At 58.4% G+C, this 23,057-nt stretch carries 11 protein-coding genes; 5 read left to right on the top strand and 6 right to left on the bottom strand.

The window, feature by feature from the left end:
- Positions 1-376: 376 nt before the first annotated feature.
- Together ACYZT8_RS07530 and ACYZT8_RS07525 are read left to right on the top strand one after the other, a co-directional pair.
- A complete protein-coding gene (locus ACYZT8_RS07530; protein ID WP_461980189.1) occupies positions 377-745 on the top strand; it encodes a DUF6124 family protein in 369 nt (122 codons plus the stop codon).
- Between the two features lie 438 nt (positions 746-1,183).
- A complete protein-coding gene (locus ACYZT8_RS07525; protein ID WP_461980188.1) occupies positions 1,184-1,480 on the top strand; it encodes a hypothetical protein in 297 nt (98 codons plus the stop codon).
- A 420-nt stretch (positions 1,481-1,900) separates the two neighbouring features.
- On the opposite strand, the gene ACYZT8_RS07520 is transcribed toward ACYZT8_RS07525, so the two are convergent.
- From ACYZT8_RS07520 to ACYZT8_RS07500, 5 genes are all read right to left on the bottom strand, one after another.
- Entirely contained in the window at positions 1,901-4,192 is a 2,292-nt protein-coding gene (locus ACYZT8_RS07520; protein ID WP_461980187.1) for an autotransporter outer membrane beta-barrel domain-containing protein, read from the bottom strand.
- A gap of 249 nt (positions 4,193-4,441) precedes the next feature.
- Positions 4,442-6,391, bottom strand: coding sequence for a hypothetical protein (locus ACYZT8_RS07515; RefSeq protein ID WP_461980186.1), 1,950 nt, complete (start codon positions 6,389-6,391; stop codon positions 4,442-4,444).
- 123 nt (positions 6,392-6,514) lie between these two features.
- Positions 6,515-8,461 (bottom strand): hypothetical protein, encoded by a 1,947-nt coding sequence (locus ACYZT8_RS07510; RefSeq protein ID WP_461980185.1) that lies wholly within the window; start codon positions 8,459-8,461, stop codon positions 6,515-6,517.
- Between the two features lie 424 nt (positions 8,462-8,885).
- Positions 8,886-9,722, bottom strand: a complete 837-nt coding sequence (locus ACYZT8_RS07505; protein WP_461973779.1) for an IS3 family transposase — start codon at positions 9,720-9,722, stop codon at positions 8,886-8,888.
- A complete protein-coding gene (locus ACYZT8_RS07500; protein WP_461973777.1) occupies positions 9,719-10,024 on the bottom strand; it encodes a transposase in 306 nt (101 codons plus the stop codon). The genes ACYZT8_RS07505 and ACYZT8_RS07500 overlap by 4 nt, the downstream gene beginning before the upstream one ends.
- 245 nt (positions 10,025-10,269) lie before the next feature.
- Here ACYZT8_RS07500 and ACYZT8_RS07495 point away from each other — a divergent pair, with 245 nt between their 5' ends.
- Complete coding sequence (locus tag ACYZT8_RS07495) at positions 10,270-10,629, top strand: DUF6124 family protein (protein ID WP_461980184.1); 360 nt, start codon at positions 10,270-10,272, stop codon at positions 10,627-10,629.
- A gap of 383 nt (positions 10,630-11,012) precedes the next feature.
- Here the strand turns inward: ACYZT8_RS07495 and ACYZT8_RS07490 are convergent, their stop codons facing one another.
- Positions 11,013-18,923 (bottom strand): retention module-containing protein, encoded by a 7,911-nt coding sequence (locus ACYZT8_RS07490; RefSeq protein WP_461980183.1) that lies wholly within the window; start codon positions 18,921-18,923, stop codon positions 11,013-11,015.
- 590 nt (positions 18,924-19,513) lie between these two features.
- On the opposite strand from ACYZT8_RS07490, the gene ACYZT8_RS07485 reads away from it, so the two are divergent.
- A complete protein-coding gene (locus ACYZT8_RS07485; protein WP_461980182.1) occupies positions 19,514-20,872 on the top strand; it encodes a TolC family outer membrane protein in 1,359 nt (452 codons plus the stop codon).
- Positions 20,873-20,890: 18 nt separating this feature from the next.
- Positions 20,891-23,050 carry a type I secretion system permease/ATPase gene (locus ACYZT8_RS07480; RefSeq protein WP_461980181.1) on the top strand — a complete coding sequence of 720 codons (2,160 nt, stop codon included), beginning with the start codon at positions 20,891-20,893 and terminating at the stop codon, positions 23,048-23,050.
- Positions 23,051-23,057 lie beyond the last annotated feature (7 nt).

Here is a 23,057-nt window from a genome sequence, read left to right as displayed (position 1 = left end):
GACTGATCTGAATTGTAGAATTAAACGGAGATGTTTAACGGACATCTCCAGACACTCTCTCAGGCTACACATCCTTGCGCCGTTGCCTACGACTGCGCCAGAATCCGCCGGCTTGTGCGCCTTGGGCCTGGGTTTTATCGTTACCCCGTCGCTGAAGAACAGCGATGGGGTTTGGTAGCCCGGATTTTCACAAGAGTGCAACGCACCATCAATTGAGGCGTCTTTTCGTCTCAGCTTTTATGGTGGTCATGCACAGGGCGTCTTCTGACGCGCCGGTTTCCTTGTGCCCGGTCTACCAACCTGCGCATGGCCGCCACCCATTCGTTTGGTAGCGAGGGTGATGGCTCCTTTTTTGGTAGCACGAGGAGTTTCATCTGTGTTCAAACCAACACCAAATCCACCAGAAGCGGACGACGTTTCCCCGTACGAAACCGCCGATTCCAAAAAACTAAACGACGCCGCCGAGCGGGCGCTCGACTTCCACTTCCCGTCGAATGCCGACATCAAAGCCACTCCGCGCACACGCAGCGCCCTGTTTTCAGTGGACCCGCAGGCCACGACCGAAACCCTGGCGGTTTATCTGGTCGAGACGCTGGCCTCGGTGGATGTGATGGTGCATCAGTTGGTGGATCATCTGGAGGGTGAGTCGCGTTATGCGCTTTTGGGTATTTCCAACAGCATCATGGTGGCGGAGATTGCGGCGAATCGGGTGCTGGATAACGTTGATCCGAAGCTAGCCAGTTAAACCGCGTCATCGTTCATCGCGAGCAGGCTCGCTCCTACATTTGGACTGTGTTGATCACAATATCGGTGTACGGCGCCGGTTTTGATGTGGGGCGAACTTGCTTGCGTTGCGTAAAACAAGAAACGGCCAACCCAGGCTAATGCCGGTCAGTTAAGAAATTTGCGCGGCAATGCAGTTTTTGTAGCCGCTGGCGAAGCCTGCGTTCGGCTGCGCAGCAGTCGTGAAATCAGACGATGTGGTGTTTCAGGAAGACCGCAAACTCAGGTTTCACGACTGCTGCGCAGCCGAACGCAGGCTTCGCCAGCGGCTACGGATCGCGTTATGGCTTAACTGATCAGCATTAGCCAACGTGTTGGTCGAGGGCCGCGCCAACCGAATGAAAAGGTTGAGCTGTCGGGAGGGAGCGCGCCCGTCACGTTCAATGTCAGCGACAAAGGCTTGTGGAGCCACCGACTCACTAACCTGACGGTCAAGACCTACACCCTCGTCGCCAAAGCCTTATATGAGATCGACCCGGAGCTGAGCCCGCCGCGAAGCTTCGTGGTCGCACAAGCGGTCACACCGACCATTTCACTGGTGACTGACATCCGTGGCACTGTCGACAACGGCGGTACCACCTATTACAAAACGGTGACCTTGAGCGGTAAAGCCAGCCCGATTAAAACAATCGAACTTCGGGACGGGAGCATTGGCTACATAACATTACCGAAGCAGGACAATAAGGACGCGTTCTGAGCATGGCGGAACTTGAGACCGTGAGATACACCTTCAACACCACACTCATCTATTTGGCACAGGCCACTTTAATACTTACGGCGTTTGCAGCAGTACGGCTGCCAGCATGCGCGGTCGAATTCCCTCACTGGCAGAGTGGGCAGCCTTCATGCGCAATTACGGCGGTGTTCGCACCATCGAGAGGTGGTGCTGGACATCAGATTCTGGTGGCTGGCTCAAGGGAGTGGTTATCTACCCTGCGACAGGCCAAACGGAAACTCGTCCAGTTATAGGCAACACTGGCGGTACAGCTGATGGTTTTGGTATCAGAAGGGCTTAACGGTTCGCACTATGTATAACGGATATTTTTCGGTCTGATAAAAAAACGCCGCTTCCCCCAAAGGAGAAGCGGCGTTCCAGTTTTAAAAGACCAACACTCCCTTACCAGTTATACCGCAGCCCAAAGTTAATCCTCCAAGGCATCTCAATGTGCTCGCCCTTCTCATAATTAAAATCAACATGCCCCTGCAGCCCCTCGGAGAAAGCCACCGCCATCCCCGCCCCGAATTCGGTACGGCGGCCCGACAGGTCGTTGTTGAACACGTTGTTGTTCACCTGCACTTCGTTGTTTTTGGCGAACTCATAACCCGCCGCGGCACTGATATAAGGCTGTATGACCTTGCCGTTGCCAAAGTCGAAATCACGCCCGAAGGTGCTGCCGATCTTGCCCTGCATCGAGCGGGCTTGATCGCCGTCGGCGTCCATGCCGTTGTCCAGGTTGTAGTGTTTGCCCTGGATCACGACAGACGAGAATCGGGCGAACGGTTCGAAGAAGAATCCTTTGCCGACCTTGATGTGCCGACCGAATTCAGCCCAGCCGCCGAGGCCGGAGTTGTCGTAGTCGCCTTCGGCGCGGGAACCGTCGCTCAGGCCGACTTTTGACTCGTTGCGGAAGTGGTTGAACTTGAGCGCGGCATCGAAGTAGTAACCGAAGGTTGCGTCGAGCCATGTTACGTAGGGCCCGAAATAGTAGCTGTCGACGGTCCCGGAGGTGCCGTGATCAAGATTCAGATCGGACTTGCTGTACCCCGCCATCAGGCCCATCAACCACTGGCTGGCACCCAGTCTCGCGTCCGCCCCCAGGGAAAAACCTTGCTGGTTTTGCTGATAGGCCACGCCCGAGCCGGCGGCCACATTGTATTGGCTGCCGTAAGTACGCACCCAGGCACCCGACTGGCCGCCGTTGAATCGCAGTTCGCCCATGCGGCTGCGCAGCGATGCATTTTCGCCTTCGGAGGCCGTTATCGGTGTATTGAACAGCGCCAATACCGAACGCGCACCCGGGCTGACCGTTTGGGTAGCAGGGTCCAGATACCAGTCGGTGGCCTCTCCATTCTTTGTGCTTTCCAGCGAATAGGACCAGGCCCCCAGATCCACCCTGCCACCGACCAGCGCGAATTGCGCATTACCTGCTCCTGTGTGCACCAGAGTCAATGTCCCCGGCGACACGGCATCCAGCCCGGAGGCCGCAACCAGCAGACCGAATTTGCCTGCGGCCACGCCGGCAACATTCAGGAAGTCGTGATAGCCGGTGGCAAAATTGCCCTTCATCACAAATACATTGGTGCCGATCTCGCCCGTGAGCGTCCCGATGTTTAGCTGGTAGAACGTGTCCGGGGCATCGGCTGCACCGAAGCTGACAGTGCCGCCATTCATGGCCAGTGCGCCGACGGTGTCGTTGTCACGGGTCAGGGTCCAGTTCGAACCGCTGTTGATGGTCACGCCGTCGACTTTATCGAGGCTGCCGGTGAACTGTGAATTGTTTTGCAGGGTGACCCTGGCTGAGGAGGCGTCATCGGCCAGCACCACATTGCCGGTGAAACGACCCTGATCGAAGATGAGGTTGGCTGTGCTGCTGCCATCGATGTTGATGTTGCCTTGCAGAGTGCTGTTGGCGACGGTCATGTCGACCGTGGAAGCGCCCTGAACATCAAGCAGCGTGCCATTACCGGCAAGCAGCTGCGAATTGTTCAAAACCTCGACATTCGCCTCTACACCACCTTCGACCAGGATGGCTGAGCCCGCTCGCCCTTCAAGGCTGGCGCCACTCAACAACAAGCGAGTACTGCCTAGCCCGGCTCCATCTGTAGTCATCCGCGCCCCATTTTCACCCCCACTGATTGTGGTGCCGGTCGCGCGAACCTCTCCACCGTAATAGTCAATGCCGACGCTGTCCGACAGGGTTCCCGTGACTTCACCGCCATTCAGTTCAAGCGTACTCAACCCTGTAATCAGCACACCCGCTGTCCCACCACGAATAATACTGTCGTTGACTACCCCCGTAGATCCCGTGGTCGTGCCTCCTTGGCGGGTTAGCCACAGGGCAGCCCCCTCACTGGTCACCGTCGCGCCAGTCAGGGTTGTTTGGCTGTTGGTCACGTTAATCCCGCTATTGCCATTGCGCCCGGAAAAAGTGCCGCCAACAGCGTTGAGCGTTGAGCCGGATTGAACGAAAACTTCAAAGGTTTGCGCGTTAGTGGCATTCAGGACGCCACCACCATCCACCAAGTAATTGTCGACAGAGGTAGAGCTATCGATACTGAGGTTTTGACCAGGGCCTACGGTTGTCAATGCCATTGATGCGGGACTAATAAGTAACGCGGGGGAGAGCATCAACGCCTTCATGAACCGAGCAGGCGGAATTGAAGTGGCGAAAGAATAAAAGCGCTTCATAAGATCTACTCCATAAACTTAATGAGGGGCCCGTAGCCTTCGTAAAAACATACAAGCAGGGCGCGCAGCTTAGTGTCTGTTTTCCACCTTTTATGTAGGGGAAATCCTAAATTGACGTGATTTATCGTCGCCCGTTGTTTCAAAAAACCTAACTGCCGACGGCCATTCACGCTTCAGAAGCAAAAAAAACCTGGTATAAAAAAAGGAAGACATCCATCTTCCTTTTTTAATCTGCAAGTTTGCCGTACGTTAAGGTAGAGGACATTCCCCTCCCGCCCCATCGCGCACTACCACTGCTACTTCATGTTTGTCCGAAGCTTCCAAACGACTATCTATGGTGACTTCATATCTAATTTTTCCATCACCGTCTTTAATCGGCTTCAGTGCTCCTTCATAAGGCAAGTACACTGTGAAGCCGTCTATATGCTCATTGCCCGACAGGGTTTTAGGAAATTTATAGTCAGGCAACGGTATAGGCCCAGTCCCGTCATAGGTGGTCCCCTCCCAAATAAACTCCAACTCCATGCCTGATTCCAGAGGCGCCCCCCCTCTGACGTCCACTACAGCCGCCCATCCGACGTTAGAAATATTTCTCAAAGAAAAACAATTCAAATACTCATCACCTCCAACAGTTGACAAGTAATTGATCTTTGGCTCAGGAAGTGTCACGTCTATGACGTAAACACTGACGGGTTGACGCAGCGATGGATTGGGGTTTTCGTCAGGAAGGCTTGGATTCGTAATGGTGTAATGGACGGGAATCTCTGGTCCGTTGCCTCGTGCAGTAATAAAGGCTCCCAGAATGCTAAACGTAATCGGATCACCGTCACTTTCAGTACCATCGACTACGTATTGTCCACCCGGAGCGGGAACAGCTATGTTTTTCCAATACAACTGATAGATATCACCATCATTACGCACGTCATCAATAACTGTGCTTGCTGTACCGTCCTCCCCCGCGTCAATCAATTCAAATTTGTTAGGATCGGTCGTGTTCGCTGCTTGAACGGTTACAGGAGCCAAATTAGGGTTACCGATATCCGGATCTTCCGGATCAGGTGGTGGTGTACCGGGACGTCGGAGATCGACATTAACCGGAACCGCTGTTGTTTCTTCGTACTGCTGATCACCGCGCCATACTGAGTACGTCACTGTGACAGGTCTTGGCCCGAGGCCGTTGCGTTTAACGTGTTCATACGGAACATCGAAAATCATCGGAAAACCATCGACGGAGCGCTTGCGCGCCTGTGCAATGCCATCCCATATCAAGGCGACTTCATCCATAGGGCCAATATTGTCGTAGGCCTTGATCAGCACACCCACATCAGGGAAGGCATCCCTGATAGTGATGAGATTGTCCGGATCAGGAGCCTCGGGCACCTCTAACGGCTTCAGATTGCCAGGTGCCGCCGTGAGTTCGACAGTAACCTCAAGTTCATGGGAACTTGGCCCTTCATTACCGACGCGATCCCTCCATTTGTAATAAATGATTCGCTTGCCTTCACGACCATTTTCAACCTGAGCTTTTGTCAGGTCCACTGTCATGACCGAGTCGGAATCATCAGGCGCCTCATAGGTATCGATATAGGTTCCCGGTTCACTGGCCCCCATAAAGACATCTACAAGATCTCCCGTTCTACGATCAGAATGCAGAGGGATGGTCAATGCTATTACAGGGTCGATTTCCAGGCGTTCCTTGGTAATACGGAGATCAGCGTACTCCGCTGGAAGTTCTACCTCCGCCCCTGCGACATTCTTGTTAGGTGCTTCCTTGTCTATATAAATGGAAACGGGTGACTCATAGTCGTAGGGCAGACCAGCATAGATCAACCTATAACTCAGTGGAAATACACCTTCACTGATAGTTGCAGAACCGGGCAATACTAATGTCTGCGTAGTAGTAATGGGCGTCCTTGCCATGAGTGGAACGCCTACAGGCACGCCTTTCCACAACAATTGAAGTTGCACCTGGCGACCATCCGGCGCCGGCGGATCAAGGACCAAGACTTCTTCAATCGTGACATCGTTATCCCCCCCCTGAAGAGCCTTCGGCAGCTTGTTTGGATCATCTCCTACAACGGGCGGTAAAAGCCCTTGTAGCTCCGGCGGCTTTGCAACACGCGTGGACCTGGCAAGACGAGCGGCTTTCATCGCAGCCCTACCCGGATCATCATCGGTAAATCGCTTATAAGCAGTCATGTCTTATTCTCCAAATTAATTAAATGCAGCGCTGCCATGCAGGTTTTCTCGAGACGTAAAAACTCACGAATCAAAACTTTCATTTGTCCTCACGAAAACCACACTCTTTTAAAGCTTTACAACTTACTCGCCCCACAAAACCGCTGAACAATCAACCTCATTAGTGGGTGAGCAGATCTCCCCACTCGGCATGGTTCTATTAATGATGACAAACTCAGAACGTGACGTTCCTCTGCCACCGTTCTGCTTGTTCAGGACGTAATAAACAAGTGCCGAACCGTTATCCACCATGGGTGCAATCAGCGCTTCATAATCTGTGATGACCACATCAAAACCTTCAGTCGTATCAACTGGATCAAGCGTCTTTGGCAACTCTGCGTAAGCTCCCGCTATCGGATCGGTACCGTTCACGCCCTTGCATCCCTGCCAATACACGATGACCTCATCCATCGGGGCGAAACCGGGATGTGCCGGTATGTGCACGGTGACGCCTTCCCACAACCGGGGCGTGGAACAGCAATGCAGGACTACGTGTTTTCCGGCATGAGGGAATGTCGGTTCTTTGAGGTTGTCGATGACCACAATGGACACCTCAACCTCAGTCTTTCGGGAGTGCTGATCATTCACGCCATTGCGGGTGATGTAATAGACCTGCAATCTTGGATTTTGCAGTTCTGGTTCGATGTATTCCCAAAGGATTTCAAACTCGACAGGCTTGCCAGGGACATCACCTGCCTGAACTACGTAACTGGCAACGGGCGTGGTGATCTGTCCCCAGTAGATATCAATCTCTTCTAAAGGCTCAGGGTCGTCATACAGCGCCAGCAGTGCTTTTGCCGGTAAACCGAAGTCGATCCCCAACAGTTTGTTGGGGAGGTCAGACCTCTGGCCGCGAATTTCCAGCTTGGCCAGTGTTTGGTTGAGCAATGCCGGGGCATTGGCATGGTCAGGCCCTGCAATTGTCAAATCGAGGGCCACCGAGATCGCAGGAGACGGCGGCGTATAAGTGCCATCAACATGGCGGACCCGATAGCTCACCAACGGCCGAGTCGGCCCATTTCCCCGCGCCTGCAAGGCAGTCCATGGGACGGTCGCCTTCAAGGGAAAATCCGTTGGATCGACCGGAATCTCAACCAGCGGCGTTCCGTCCCAATCGATCGCGATCCGGTGTGCAGCATCCGCGAACTCGTACTCGTCGATTTCCACCAGCCCCCCCTCACGTGCCTGCTGGCGATCAAGCAGATCCCGGGGCAAAGGCACTCTGGGGGCGGGAAGTACGCCTGGCAATGGCGTCAGATCTACGAGGATGTCCGCCAACCTGGCGTTAGGTCCTGTGTTCCCGGCCCGATCTCTGAGGCGGTAGTACATGAAGCGTTTACCGGAGCGCCATGGGCGGATCTCATCGGCATATACCGTAATCAGAAGGCGCCCGTCGATGATGTCCTGCTCGCTGAACTCCTGCTCACGAATTTCAGTTTCACTGTCGGGAGGGGTGTCCTTGTCCGTCCAGAAGTAAACCGCGCGATCACCGGCTTTGACATCGGTGTAAAACGGCACATCAACAACGACCTGTCCGTGCTGGGTCAGATAGGCTTCCGTGAGAGTACCGTTCAACTCTGGGGGAAATCTCACCGGGTCGGGTGTATTGCCAAAGTTGGGTTTGGTGGTGTCGATGGTGATTTTTTTTCTAGGCGACTCTGTAGGGTGCTGCTGGCTGGGAGAAACCCGGATCGACACCACGTAAGCCCCTTGGCCCAACAGGTCTTTTGGAACCGTGAGGGTTTGTGGCAGTGGAACGGGGACCTGGGATGGATATAGACGCTCATTGACTTTGACGAAAGCAGAACCGAAAGGCGTGAAGCCCAACTCAACCAGATCGGTACGATTCGGAACGACAGTGAAGTCCCACCCCATGAACGTAACTTCCAGATCCTGCCCCAATACCCGGAGTGGCAACAATCCGTCAGGGTCATCCGGATCCAGCACCATCGGAACCTTCGGCGCTTCAAGGTCCGCATTCGGTATGTTCCGAGGACCTTGCTGATCGGTGGGCGTTTCGGGGGCAGTCATAACGTGTATTCCCTTACAGATGCCTAGGCCTGACGGTTCGGTACATGTCGATGTAAAACATGCCGTGAACGGTTGGTCTTATTTAATGCCTCGCAGGGAACACTGGCTACTGTCAGAAATAACAGGTTTTGCGACCGTTTGTCGGAGATTGGCACTTCACTCATGTGCAAGTGAGGGGACGCAAACATCAATCTGGAGAGAGAAATAAACGTCGATGTTTAAAAGACATCTCCTGACACTGACTCCGGCTACACATCCTTGCGCCGTTACCTACGTCTGCGCCAGAATCCGCCGGCTTGTGCGCCTTGGGGGCGGGCTCTATTGTTTCTCGGTCGCTGACAATCAGCGATCGGGTTTAGCGACCCGAACCTTTGTAGGCGCAACAGTGAACTGGTCAAGTAAATCCGGACACCGGTTACGGTGCTTATGCCGCTTTTTGCTCCATAGCTAGTGGCGACAGGTAGTTGTTGTAGCTGTGGAGCCTGGTGCGGTTGTAGTACATGAAGAAACGCGTCATATCAGTTTCGGCTTCCTTGACCGTGCTGTAGCCGTTACGAGGGACCCATTCTGACTTTAGCGTGCCGAAAAAGCGTTCTGTCGGCGCATTGTCCCAGCACTGCCCGCGACGACTCATGCTTTGCAAAATGTCATGGCGTCTCAGCTCTTCTTGAAACTTGCGACTGGTGTACTGACAACCCTGATCCGAATGGAACATTACTCCTGACGGGCATTTACGAAGCTCTGTCGCCATCCGTAGCGCCTTGCTGACCAGGTTCGCGTCGTTGACCAGAGAGAATGCCCAACCGATGACCCGGCGTGCATACAAGTCGATCACGATGGCCAGATGAACCCAACGTTTACCCACCATCAGGCTTGTAACATCGCCACACCAGACCTGATTGACTGCGGTCGGTTTGAAATTGCGCTTGAGCAAATTGGGTGCGACGAATGCTTCAACCCCTTTGGATCTGAATAGGTGCGGCTGGCGTTGTTTACTGACAATGTTGGCCTCTCTCATCAATGCTCTAACAAGGCTTCTTCCGGCAGATATATCTAGTGCCTTCAGGTTTTTGCTGATCGCTCTGGAGCCCAGGGCTTCCCGACTTTCGCTGTGCAACTCGACCACTTTCTCTTTGAGTTCTTCGCGTCTGATCTTTGGCTTGGCGCGCCGCTGCATCCATTCATAAAAGCTGCTGCGCTTCACATCGAAAACGCGACACAGGGTGGCGGTCGGAAATGACTCTCTTAGCTCCGCGATCATCGAAAACGATCGGGGTCCGACATCAAGAGAGCGGTAGCCTTTTTTAAGATTTCGGCTTCCAGTTCCAGGCGTTTGATCTTGGCTTTCAATTCCTGAATCTGGCGCTGATCCTCAGTAATTGCCTTGGTGCCCTGAACGGGTTGCCCTTTGCGCTCCTTGCGAACCTGCTCGACCCACCGCCGCAGGGCGGTAGGTCCAATACCTAAAGACGCGCAGACATCTGGAACGGGGCAATTATCGTCAATTACCATGCTGGCTGCACGATGCTTGAATTCGCGGGAATAGACCTTTCTTTCGTTCATGGAACCTCCAAATTGGCGAAATCATATCGCCCTTAAGAGGTGTCCGGAATTATTAGGCCAGTTCACAGCGCTCCAAACTCTCTTGCAGATTGTTCATGTCTGCGATTGATGTCATGGCGGCTGTGCGCGGGAGACCTTCGGGTCTGCCGGGCGCCTACACCCGGTTCGCTAACCTGCGTGCAGCCGCCACCCTTACTTGTTTAGCGACAGGTCTTGGTGGCTCCATTTCTTGTAGGAGTTTCACCATGTTCAAAATCACACCCAACCCACCCGAAACCGACGACGTTTCCCCCTACGAAACCACCGATTCCAAAAAGCTCAACGAAGCCGCCGACCGCGCCCTCGATTACTACCTCAAACCGGTCATTCCCAAAGACACACCGCGTCAACCGAGCACGATTTATTCCATCGCTCCCGACACCAACGACGAAACCCTGCTGGTCAACGCCTGCGAAACCCTGGCGTCGGCGAGTGTGATGCTGAGTAATTTCGCGGGGTTGATGGAGGGCTCGCATCGCAATACCGTGCTGGGGATTCAGCAGGTGGTGATGCTGGGGGAGTTGGCGGTGAATCGGATGCTGGATAATTTTGTTCCGCAGGCCTAGCGAAGTATTCGCGATAAACCTTTACCTGTGGCGAGGGAGCTTGCTCCCGCTCGGCTGCGCAGCAGTCGCCATCCAGCACAGACGGTTTACCTGAAAAACGGCGGTGAATGGTTTTGGGGCTGCTTCGCAACCCAGCGGGAGCAAGCTCCCTCGCCACAACAGCCTGTAAGGCTGCGAGTTTTGTGGTGGTCTTTTGGGCCTCTTCGCGGGCAAGCCCGCTCCCACAGTGATATGGGTTGTTCGCCAGTTTTGTGTTCAATGAAGACCGAATGTGGGAGCGGGTTTGCTCCGGGCGACGATCCTACGAAAGCGATCTCGCAGACAACAAAAAACCCGCCATTCCTTTCACAGGAATGGCGGGTTTTGTCGTTTCAGCGCTCAGATCAAACGGTATCCACCTTCAAAGAATGGTCATTCAACATGCCATTGATGATGGTCGCCGTGTCATGCCCGCCCGCCACCACCCCGCCCGCTCCCGGCGTGACGCCGTAGTGGCTGGCCAGGTTGACGCCGGCCAGGTCGATGGTCTGGTTCGGTGCCGCGCCGGCCATGGCGCTGACGTCGATGCTGGTCAGCACCGAGGCGCCGCTGCCGATGACTTTGAAGTGCAGGTAGTCATCCAGCGACGCTGCGGTGTTGTTTTCGCCTTGCAGCAGTTGCGACAGGTCCAGCTTGTCGGTGCCGGGGGTGAAGTCGGTGACCATGTCGTGGCCGCTGTTGCCTTTGAGCCACTGGAAGGTGTCGGCCCCTGCCCCGCCGGTGAGGGTGTTGTTGCCCAGGCCGCCGATCAGGAAGTCGTCGCCGCCACCGCCCTTGAGGATGTCATCGCCCAAGCCACCGTTGATGACGTTGCTGAAGTTATCGCCCGTGAGCGAGTCGTTGAAGTTGGAGCCGGTGAGGTTTTCGACTGCGGTCAAGGTGTCGGTGCCAGCGCCTCCGGTGTTTTGCGCGGTGGCCAGGCTCAGGTCGACCGTGACCGCGCCACTGGCGTGGGCATAGCTCACGGTGTCGATGCCGGTGCCGCCGTCGAGCAGGTCGTTGCCGGTGCCGCTGAACAGCAAGTCATTGCCGGCACCGCCGTGCAGCTCGTTGTTGCCGTTACCGGCGCTGAGCACGTCGTTGCCGTCGCCGGCATTGATGACGTTGTTGCCGGTGCCCGCCACCAATACATCGTCGCCCGCCGTGCCGGTGAGGGTGTGGCCATCCTGATAGCTGATGGTCACCGCTGCGCTGTCGCTGCCGCCATGGCTGTCATTGGCGGTGTAGGTACCGTGAGCGTCCGGGGCGATGTCGTGGCCCCCGGCGTAATTGAGGGTCATGGTCAGTTGGTAGTTTTCCGCGTTGTTCACGCCGCTGCCGCTGGTGTTGGTGATGTTGGTGACGTGGATCTGGTAGGTGCCGTCCGCCGCCGCGGTGAGGGTTTGCCCGTCCGCGAGGGTGATCCATCCGCCGCCGTTGAGCGAGTACTCCATGGCGATGTGACCGCCCGCCAGGTTGTGGTCCAGGTTGAGGGTTTCGCCTTGTTTCAGGTTGACGGTGATCCGGTCCTCATCGTTGGCATTGCCGGTGGTCACCCCGCCCAGGTAACCACTGACCACCAGCACCGCCGTCATGGTCGCCGCGTTTGCCGCAAAGGCGTTGCGCACATTCGCCAGGACCTGGTTGGCGGTGTTGTTGCCGGTCGAGGAGAAGCTGATCGCCCCGGTGCCGGTGAAGTCGGCGGCTTTTGAAATCCAGCCGGTGGTGAAGGTGGTAGGAGACGCCGTCAGCGGATCGCCATTGGCATCGGTGTCGTTGGCCAGCAGCAATTCACCCGGCACCACGATGTTGCCCGAGAGTACGTTGGTGATGATGTGGTCATCGACCGCCACCGGCGCCGCGTTCGGAATGACTTTGACCGTCAGCGTGGAGCTGGCCAGGTCGCCATCGTTGTCGCTGGCGGTGAAGCCGATGTTTTCGGTGAGCACCACTGCTGTGGTTTTTTGCGAGGTGTAGGTGTACTCGCCGGTGTCGAGGTTCACCACCAGGGTGCCGCCATTGTTGGTGGCGATGCTGATGCTGTTGTTCACCGTGTTGAACGTGCCGTGGTTGGCGCCGCCGCTGAAGTTCAGCGCGCCCTGGTTGCTGTTGCCTTTAGGGTCGTAGGTGTACGTGGTGCCGTCGACCACGAGGGTTTTGATGAAGCCGCCATCGGCACCGAAGGTCCCGCCATCGAGCAAGGTGCCCGTTACCGGCGCGCCAACCACCGTGCCCGAAAGCACCGAGTTGAGTTGGTTGAGATCGGTCACCACCACCGCGTTGGTGTTGGTGTGCGTGCTGCCGTCATAGGCCAGCGGGTCGAGGTTGGCGTTGCTCACGCCGCTGCCCAGGCCGATCGCGTAGTTCTTGATGCTGTTGGCATCGAGGAAGGCTTTGAGCGCGGTTTCGTCCGCAGTGCCGATGTCGCCTTCGTTGGGTTTGCCGTCGGAGAAGAAGTAGCCGACGTTCTGCGCCCCGGTCAGTTTGCCCGAGGTATTGAACGCGGTTTGCATGGTGGCGACAGCCGCGTCGTAGTTGGTGCCACCGCCGGCAGTCAGGCCGGAGATGATCGACTTGGCGGTCGCTACATCAACCCAGATCGATGTCTTGTCGGTGGCGTTGCTGCTGAAGGTGACGATCTGCACTTTTACATCGCCCAGGTCATCGTATTTGTCGAGCAAGGCACTGATCGCCTGCTTGGCCAGCGCCAACCGCGACAGCCCGGGTACGCCGGAAGCGTCGGCCATACTGCCCGAGACGTCGATCACCAACAGCAGGTTGGAATCGATCTCGACCGCGGCGACCGAACGATCGGAAGCCACCGCTTTGGGCACGTCATCGACGATGCTCACTACGATGGTGCTGGTGGTGCTGTTACCCAGGGCATCCGTGGCTTTGTAGGTGAAACTTTCGCTCAGGGTGTTGGCCCCATCGTTGGCGTTCGGCGACGTTTTCGGTGCCGAAGTCAGGGTGTAGGTGTAGGTGCCGTTGGGGTTGAGCAGCATTTGCCCGTACGTCCCTGTGGCGCTGCCGACCAGGGTGTACGTGACCGCGCCACTCGCGCCGGTGACCGAACCCACGAGGGTGCCAGTCGCCGTTTCGCCGGTGTTGCCCGGATCGCTGCCAGTGACGGTGCCGGCCGCCAGGTCCAGACCATCCTTGCTCAGGTCCAGCGCTTTCTCGTAGACGGTCACATCAGTGTCGGTGACCGCTTTGATGCAGCTGTTCGACACGTCGATGGTGATGGTGGTGGTGCTTTCATCGCCATCGGCATCGCGCACGGTGTAGGTGAACGTGTCCGTGGCGCCCGCCCCACTCACGGCGTTTGGATTGCTGTGATAAACCGCGTTGCCGTTGGCATCCAGCGTCAGGTAACCGTAGGTGCCGTTGATGTTCGAGCCCAGGCCGCCGATGGCCGAGGACGAAGTGTCCGAACCTGCGCGCACGCCGACCACTGCACCACCGGGTGCCGCGCCGTCGGCGCCCTTGATGTCGTTGTCCAGCACGTTGCCGCTGACCGTGCCGCCTTCGACCACGCTCGCCGTATCCGCTTTGGCGGTTGGCAAATCATCGACAATGTTGACGTTGATCTGACCGGTCGCGGTGCTGCCGTCGGTGTCCGACGCCACCACGTTGAAGTTCTCGGTGAGGCTATTGGCGCCGTTGGCGGTTGGATGGGTTTCGTTATCCGCCAGGGTGTAGCTGTAACTGACCACGCCGGTGGCCGGGTTGTAACCGGTGATGGTCAGCGTGCTGCCGAGCGGTGTGACGACCGATTGCGGGAAGCCTGCCGCCACGCCGCCGGTCACCACGTTGATCCCGCCCACGGTCAGGGTTTGCAGACCATCCAGCGAGGTCACGGTGAAGGTGCCGCTCTGGGTCAGGGCTGGCGTGTTCGGGCTGGTGCCGTCGCTGAGGTTTTTCTCGTAGACGGTCAGTTCACCGCCGTACACATCGAGGCCGTTGAGGGTGACCGGGTCGTTGTTGTTGTGGACGTTCAGCACCAGGTTGGCGGTGCTGGTATCGCCGTCGGCATCGGTAAGGGTGTAGGCAAACGTTTCGGTGCCGTTGCCGCCACCGTGCAGGTTTTTGAAGTCGGCATCGTTGGTGTTCAGCGTGTAGGTGTACGTGCCGTTGGCGTTGAGCACCAGGGTGCCGTAAGTCCCGGTGAAGGTGCCGGGGGTCACAGGCCCGGCGTTCGGCCCGGTGGCGACGTGGTCCGCGCCCTGAACGTCGTTGGTCAGGACGTTGCCATTGAGTGTCAGCACAGTCTCCGATGCAGTGCCAGTGTTGCTGTCGTTAACGGCTTTTGGCACGTCATCGACGATCTTGACCACGATGGTGCTGGTGGTGCTGTTGCCCAGCGAATCGGTGGCCTTGTAGGTGAAGCTTTCGGTCAGCGAATTCGCACCGTCGTTGGCATGCGGTGTGGTGGTCGCCGGCGACGTCAAGGTGTAGGTGTACGTTCCGTTGGGGTTGAGCTGGAGCTGGCCAAAATTGCCTGTGGCGCTGCCAACCAGGGTGTAAGTGATCGCGCCGGTCGCACCGGTGACCGAGCCAACCAGCGTGCCCTTGGCGGTTTCGCCGGTGCTGGTGGGGTCGCTGCCGATGACCGAACCGGCGGCCAGGTCTTGCCCGTCCTTGGTCAGGTCCAGGGCTTTTTCGTAGACGGTCACGTCGGTATCGCGGGACGCGACGATGCAGCTGTTGGACACGTCGATGGTGACGGTGGTGGTGCTTTCGTCACCATCGGCATCGCGCACGGTGTAGGTGAACACGTCGATCGCACCCGGGCCGTTCACCGCGTTGGGATTGCTGTGATAGGTCGCGTTGCCGTTGGCATCCAGCGTCAGGTAACCGTAGGTGCCGTTGATGTTTGTGCCCAGGCCTCCGATGGCCGAGGTCGACGTGTCCGAGCCTGCGCGCACGCCAATCACGGCGCCACTGAGCGCCGGGCCGTCGGCACCGCCGATGTCGTTATCCAGCACGTTGCCCGAGACCGTCGCGCCCTCGTCCACCGAGGCGAAATCAGGGTGCGCTGTGGGCAGGTCATCGACGATGTTGACGTTGATCTGGCCCGACGCGGTGCTGCCGTCGGTGTCCGTCGCCACCACGTTGAAGTTCTCGGTGAGGCTATTGGCGCCATTGGCGGTCGGATGCGCTTCGTTATCGGCCAGGGTGTAGCTGTAGCTGATCACGCCGGTGGCCGGGTTGTAGCCGGTGATGGTCAGCGTGCTGCCCAACGGCGTGACGATCGATTGCGGGAAACCTGCGGCCACGCCGCCGGTCACCACGTTGATCCCGCCCACGGTCAGGGTTTGCAGGCCATCGAGGGCGGTCACGGTGAAGGTGCCGCTCTGGGTCAGGGCGGGCGTGTTCGGGCTGGTGCCGTCGCTGAGGTTTTTCTCGTAGACGGTCAGTTCACCGCCGTAGACGTCGAGGCCGTTGAGGGTCACCGGGTCGTCGTTGTTGTGGATGTTCAGCACCAGGTTGGCGGTGCTGGTATCGCCGTCGGCATCGGTGAGGGTGTAGGTGAAGGTTTCGGTGCCGCTGCCATTGCCGTGCAGGGCTTTGAAATCTGCATCGCTGGTGTTGAGGGTGTAGGTGTACGTGCCGTTGGCGTTCAGCACCAGGGTGCCGTAAGTCCCGGTGAAGGTGCCGGGGGTGATCGGTCCGGCACTTGGGCCAGTCGGTACGCGGTCGGCGCCTTGCACGTCGTTAGTCAGTACGTTGCCGTTAAGGGTCAGCAGGGTTTCCGAGGCGGTGCCGGCGTTGCTGTCGTCCACGCCTTTGGGCAGGTCGTCAACGATGTTCACGTCGAGGTTGCCGTTGGCGGTGGTGCCGTTGTCGTCGACCACTGTGACTGCAAATTGCTCGGAGATGCCGTTGGCGCCATTCGCGGTCGGATGCGCTTCGTTATCGACCAGGGTGTAGGTGTAACTGACCACGCCGGTTGCGCTGTTGAAACCGGTGATGGTCAGCGTGCTGCCGAGCGGCGTGACGATCGATTGCGGGAAGCCTGCGGACACGCCGCCGACCACCACGTTGATGCCGCCAACGCTGAGGGTTTGCACGCCATCTGGCGCGGTGATGGTGAAGGTGCCGCTTTGGGTCAGCGCCGGGGTATCGGGGCTGCTGCCGTCGCTGAGGTTTTTCTCGTAGACGGTAAGCTCGCCGCCTTCGACGTTGAGGCCGCCAATCGTGACCGGGTCATCGTTGTTATGGATTTCCAGCACCAGGGTCGCGGTGCTGGTATCGCCGTCGGCATCGGTGAGGGTGTAGGTGAAATTCTCGGTGCCGTTGCCACCACCGTGCAGGGCTTTGAAATCCGCATCGCTGGTGTTGAGGGTATAGGTGTACGTGCCGTTGGCGTTCAGCACCAGGGTGCCGTAAGTCCCGGCGAAGGTGCCGGGCGTGATCGGGCCGGCGTTTTCGCCGATGGTCACGCGGTCAGCGCCTTGCGTGTCGTTGGTCAGCACGTTGCCGTTGAGGGTCAGCAGGTTTTCCGAGGCGGTGCTGGCGTTGCTGTCATCGACCGCTTTGGGCAGGTCGTCGACGATGTTCACGTCGAGATTGCCGTTGGCGGTGGTGCCGTTGTCATCCACAACGGTGACGGCGAATTGCTCGGAAAGACTGTTGGCGCCGTTGGCGGTCGGATGCGCTTCGTTATCGGCCAGGGTGTAGCTGTAACTGACCACGCCGGTTGCGCTGTTGAACCCGGTGATGGTCAGCGTGCTGCCGAGCGGCGTGACGATCGATTGCGGGAAGCCTGCGGACACGCCGCCGACCACCACGTTGATGCCGCCAACGCTCAGGGTTTGCACACCATCGAGTGCGGTGATGGTGAAGGTGCCGTTTTGGGTCAGCGCCGGCGCATCGGGGCTGCTGCCGTCGCTGAGGTTTTTCTCATAGACAACGAGTTCGCCGCCATTGACGTTGAGGCCGCCAATCGTGACCGGGTCATCGTTGTTGTGGATTTGCAGCACCAGGTTGGCGGTGCTGGTGTCGCCGTCGGCATCCGTCAGGGTGTAGGTGAAGGTTTCGGTGCCGTTGCCACCACCGTGCAGCGCTTTGAAATCAGCATCGCTGGTGTTCAGCGTGTAGGTGTAAGTGCCATTGGGATTGAGCACCAGCGTGCCGTAAGTCCCGGTGAACGTACCGCCAATGATCGGCCCGCTGTTGGGGCCGGTGGGAATGCGGTCAGCCCCCTGCGAGTCGTTGGGCAGCACGCTGCCGGTCAGGGTCAGCAGGGTTTCCGAAGCAGTACTGGCGTTGCTGTCATCGACCGCTTTGGGCACGTCGTCTTTGATGTTGACGTCCAGCGTGCCGGTGGCGGTATCGCCATTGGAATCACCGGCAACCACGGTGAACTGTTCGCTGAGATTGTTGGCACCCTCGCCGGCCGAATGGGTGTCGTTGCCGACCAAGGTGTAGCTGTAACTCACCACGCCAGTGGCAGGGTTGTAACCGGTGATCGTCAGGGTGTTGCCCAGTTGCGTGGTGATCGACTGCGGGAAGCCGGCGGCCACCCCGCCGGTGATCACGTTGATCCCGCCGATGCTCAGGCTGGTCAGCCCGTCGGGCGCAGACACGGTGAATGTGCCGTTCTGAATCAACGCGCCCGGGTTGCTGGCAGAACCGTCGGCGAGGTTGGCTTCGTTGAGGGTCAGTTCGCCCCCCGCCACCGACAGACCCGCGAGGGTGACCGGGTTGTTCGGCAGGACGCCTGTTCCGCCTGAACCGGCACCGTTGTCGCCGTTGTCCGGGTCACCGGCCAGCCGTTCCAGCGGAAACTCAGGAATGCCGTTGAAGCCCGCGGTGGGGAAACCAATGGTGGGATCGACCCGCCCGCCCACTTCTTCGAGCATGACGAAACTGTGGCCGCCGCCCGCCGCCCCACCGGGTGCGCCGGTCGGAGCAGCGCCGGCCGCCGTTGCTTCAGCCGTTTGGGTCGGGTCATCGCCGGCAGCGATGGCTTTTTGCAGTTGCTCGACATCGGTCAGTTGCGCCTGAGTCGGCGTCACCGCTTCAGCGGTATCCACATGGGGCGCCTGATGCGCCAGTAACTGGGAAGTCATTGGCAGGCTGCTGCCGCGCCCGAGGGTCAGTTCCTGGCCATTTTGCAGCTGCACGGCCACCGCGCCTTCGGCCCCGGTGATCAATTGGTCGCCGACGAACAATCGATCGCCCTCGATCAACACGCGTCGAGTGCCACCGCTCGATTCCGCGAACACCTGACCAATGACTTTACTGACGATACCGATGAGCGTTGCCATGTGCATTTCCTCCGCTGCCAACCGCTGTCGGCACCCTGTTTTTGCGAAGAACGTGCTCATGGTTGAAGCAGGTTTGCGTGGCGGATCGCGTGCGGGGCGCTTTTTCTGAGTAAGCCGCTGCCCCGGCGATCTTCTCGCCAAGCGTGTCGCTCGCAGGGGACGTGTCCGATTTTGGTAAAACCCCATTGCAATCAATAACCTCGGGGCTCTAATTGCCGACAAATCGCCCTGCGAGCGATGCGTAACGATTTTGAACCTAAACAGTGACAAAAAACTGTCACCTCAAAACCGTTTCGCTTCCCTCCCCTCCAGCACTTCTCCGCCCTATGTCGATAAGTGGATGGAACTTTCCTTAAACCCTCGAATACTCCCAAGAGCTCCTAAATCAAGGGCTTCCGGAGTGAACAATGTGCTGGATTTCGCAGCGCGCATAAGTTTTTTTTGGAATAAGCCATATGAAAAAAATTTCTTAGCTACGCTCTAGAATGTTCTTAGCTACGTTGTTACAAGCATGAAACGGTTTTGCCTATAAATGCCGTCAAATAATTGGCGACTTATAAAGAACCATCAGGAATCAGGGAGATGTACCCATGCGCGTTTTAACCCCCCTTTGCAGCGCAGTTCTGCTGGCGATGGCCTGCACATCCCAGGCGCAAGCCATGTCGTTGACCGAGGCGATCCAGAGCACCATCGCAACCCACCCGGAACTGGCGTCGCGGGTGGACAGCCGTCTCTCGGCCGATGAGCAAGTGAAAGTCGCCAAAGGGGGCTTTTATCCATCGGTGGACCTGAACGCCGCCTACGGGCGCGGGTACAGCGATAACACCAACACACGGGCGTTCGGCAATCACCACACCGAAATCCTCACCTACACCCAGTCGGAGCTGCGCATGCGGCAGATGCTGTTCGACGGTTTCAACACCGCGAACGAAGTCGAACGCACCAAAGGCGTGGTCAACTCCCGGGCTTATTACGCGCAAGGCACCGCTCAGGACTTGGCATTGCGCACCATCGAGGTCTACCTCGAAGTGCTCAAGCGCCGCGAACTGGTGACCTTGGCCACGAACAACCTGCAGGCTCACTTGCGGGTCAATGACCAGATCGGCCTGCGCACCCAGCGTGGCGTCGGCAGCAACGCCGACTCCGACCAATCCGGCGCGCGCCGGGCATTGGCGCAAAACAACCTCGACACTGCCGAGGTCGATCTGGCGGATGCCGAGTCGAATTTCGCCGCCGTTGTGGGGCGCCTGCCCGATGAACTCGAAGCGCCGCCGTCGATCCGCGGCGAACTGCCCGCCAGCCTGCCGGAAGCCCAGCAGAGCATGGTGGAAAACAACCCGTACCTGAAATCCGCCCAGGCGGACGTGCAATCGGCCGAGAGCCAGTACGAAGTTGCCAAGTCGCCGTTCTACCCGCGCTTCGACGCCGAAGCGGCGGTGGGTGCGAACAACAACGTGCAAGGCGATGAAGGTCACGACAACGAATGGCGCGTGGGCGTGGTGATGAACTACAACCTGTTCCGCGGCGGCAGCGACAAGGCGCGCCTGCAGTCCGATGCGCACCAGATCAACCAGGCGATGGACATCCGCAACAACGCCTTGCGCCAACTCAACGAGAACATCCACCTGGCCTGGAACGCCATGGTCAATGCCAAGAAACAAACCCCGACTGCCCGCGAATACGCGGATACCAGCCGACGCGTGCGCGTGGCGTATCAGGACCAGTTCGGCCTCGGCCAACGTACCCTGCTCGACTTGCTCGACAGTGAAAACGAGCTCTACAACGCCAATCGCCGCTACACCGAAGTGCGCTACACCGAGGAGTACTCGATGTACCGCGTGCTGGCGAACATGGGCCAGTTGCTGAGCAAACAACGGGTGGTACTGCCCGCCGATGCGATCGCCTCCACCGAAGTGAAAAGCGAAGCCCGTTTGCCTGAACTGAAGTAGGCCTGTGGAGAGATCAATTTGACCAGCATGGAACCCGGCAACATCGGTGTCGATCCGCGCCTGAGCTTCGATGACCCGCTTCTGGACGGTCTGTTGATCCTCTGCAAACTCCACGGCGCGACAGTCAGTCGCGCCAGCCTGAGTGCCGGCCTGCCACTGAACAAGCAGCGCTTGAGCCTGGACCTGCTGCCACGCGCAGCCGCCCGGGCCAGCCTGCAAGCGCGGGTGTTGCGCCGCGAACTGGCAGATATTTCCTCGCTCAACCTGCCCGTGATGCTGATCCTCAACAACGGCCGCACCGCCATCCTGCGACGCTTCGGCGAGGACGGTCGGCTGCTGATTCTGCCCAGCGAAGCGGACGGCGGTGAACAATGGGTCAGCCGGGAAGAGCTGGCCGAGAATTACAGTGGCCAGGCCTTGTTCGCCCGGCCACGCCATGAACTCGAAGACTTGCGCTCGCCGCTGGTGCCGCGTGTGGAAGCGTGGTTTCGCGACACCTTGAAGCTGTCGAAATGGCTGTACAGCGATGCGATTCTGGCGAGTTTCCTAATCAACCTTTTGGGGTTGATGGTGCCGCTGTTCGTCATGCAAACCTATGACCGTGTGGTGCCGAACCAGGCCACGTCGACCTTGTGGGTGCTGTCCATCGGCTTGCTGATCGGCACCGGTTTCGAACTGGTGCTGCGGGTCGTGCGTGCGCACTTGCTGGACACCGCCGGGAAGAAAACCGATGTGATTCTTTCCGCGACGTTGTTCGAACGCATCACGGGCATGGCGATGAAGGCGCGGCCGGCGACCATCGGCGGTTTCGCCCAGAGCATCCATGACTTTCAGGGCCTGCGCGAATTCCTCACGGCCGTCACGCTGACCAGCCTGATCGACCTGCCCTTTGCCGTGCTGATGCTGGTGGTGATCGGCCTGCTCGGCGGCTGGCTGGTGGTGATTCCATTGTTGGCGTTTCCGATCACGATCATTTTCGCGATGGTGATCCAGGTGCGCCTGCGCGACACCGTGCAGAAAAGCTTGAGCCTCGGCGCCGAACGCCAGGCGCTGCTGATCGAAACCCTCGGTGGCCTGGAAACCCTGAAAGCGTGCAGCGCCGAAAGCGAGCGCCAGCACAAATGGGAAAGCACCCACGGCGCCCTCACCCGCCTCGACAGCCATGCGCGCAACCTCTCGGCGCTGGCCACCAACGGAACGCTGTTCATCCAGCAATTCTCCGGCATGGCGACCATCGTCGCCGGGGTCTACAGCATCATCGCCGGCAACCTCAGTGTGGGTGCGCTGGTGGCGACCTACATGCTCGGCAGCCGCGTGCTCGCGCCATTGGGACAAATCGCCGGTTTGATCACCCGCTACCAGCAAGCGCAACTGACCATGAAAAGCACCGATGCGCTGATGTCCTTGCCGCAAGAGCGCGACGCCAATCAGCGGCCGCTGGAGCGCACGCAACTGCAAGGTGCGTTGGACGTCAGCGGTGTGACCTTTCACTACAACGGCCAGAACGCGCCGGCCCTGGCCAACGTCAGTTTCAGCGTCAAACCCGGCGAACGGATCGGCATCATCGGTCGCAGCGGTTCGGGCAAAAGCACCCTGGCGCGATTGGTGATGGGGTTCTATGCGCCGGAAGAAGGACAACTGCTGCTCGATGGGCTAGACCTGCGGCAACTCGATGTCGCCGACCTGCGCCAGCAAATCGGTTACGTCGCCCATGACCTGCCGCTGCTCGCTGGTAGCCTGCGCGACAACCTGACCCTTGGCGCCCGTTACATCAGCGATTCACGGATGCTCGAAGTCGCCGAGTTGACCGGCGTCACCGAGCTGGCGCGTCAGCATCCGCAAGGGTTTGACCGGCCCGTCGGCGAACGCGGGCAGTTGCTGTCCGGCGGTCAACGTCAAGCGGTGCTGCTGGCCCGGGCCTTGTTGCTGGATCCGCCGATCATGCTGCTCGACGAACCCACCAGCGCCATGGACAACAGCAGCGAAGACGTTTTGCGGCAAAAACTCCACGGCTGGGTGCAGGGCAAGACCTTGCTGCTGGTGACCCACCGTACCTCGATGCTCAGCCTGGTGGATCGGCTGCTGGTGCTGGACAACGGGCGAATCGTTGCCGACGGTCCGAAAGAAGCGGTCATCGATGCACTGCGCAAGGGCCGCGTCGGCTCTGCGGCTGTCTAGGAGCTAC

It is taken from the genome of Pseudomonas sp. LB3P93, from assembly GCF_054898025.1.
The sequence above is the reverse complement of the archived record's forward strand: the minus strand, read 5'-3'. Positions and strand labels throughout refer to the sequence as shown.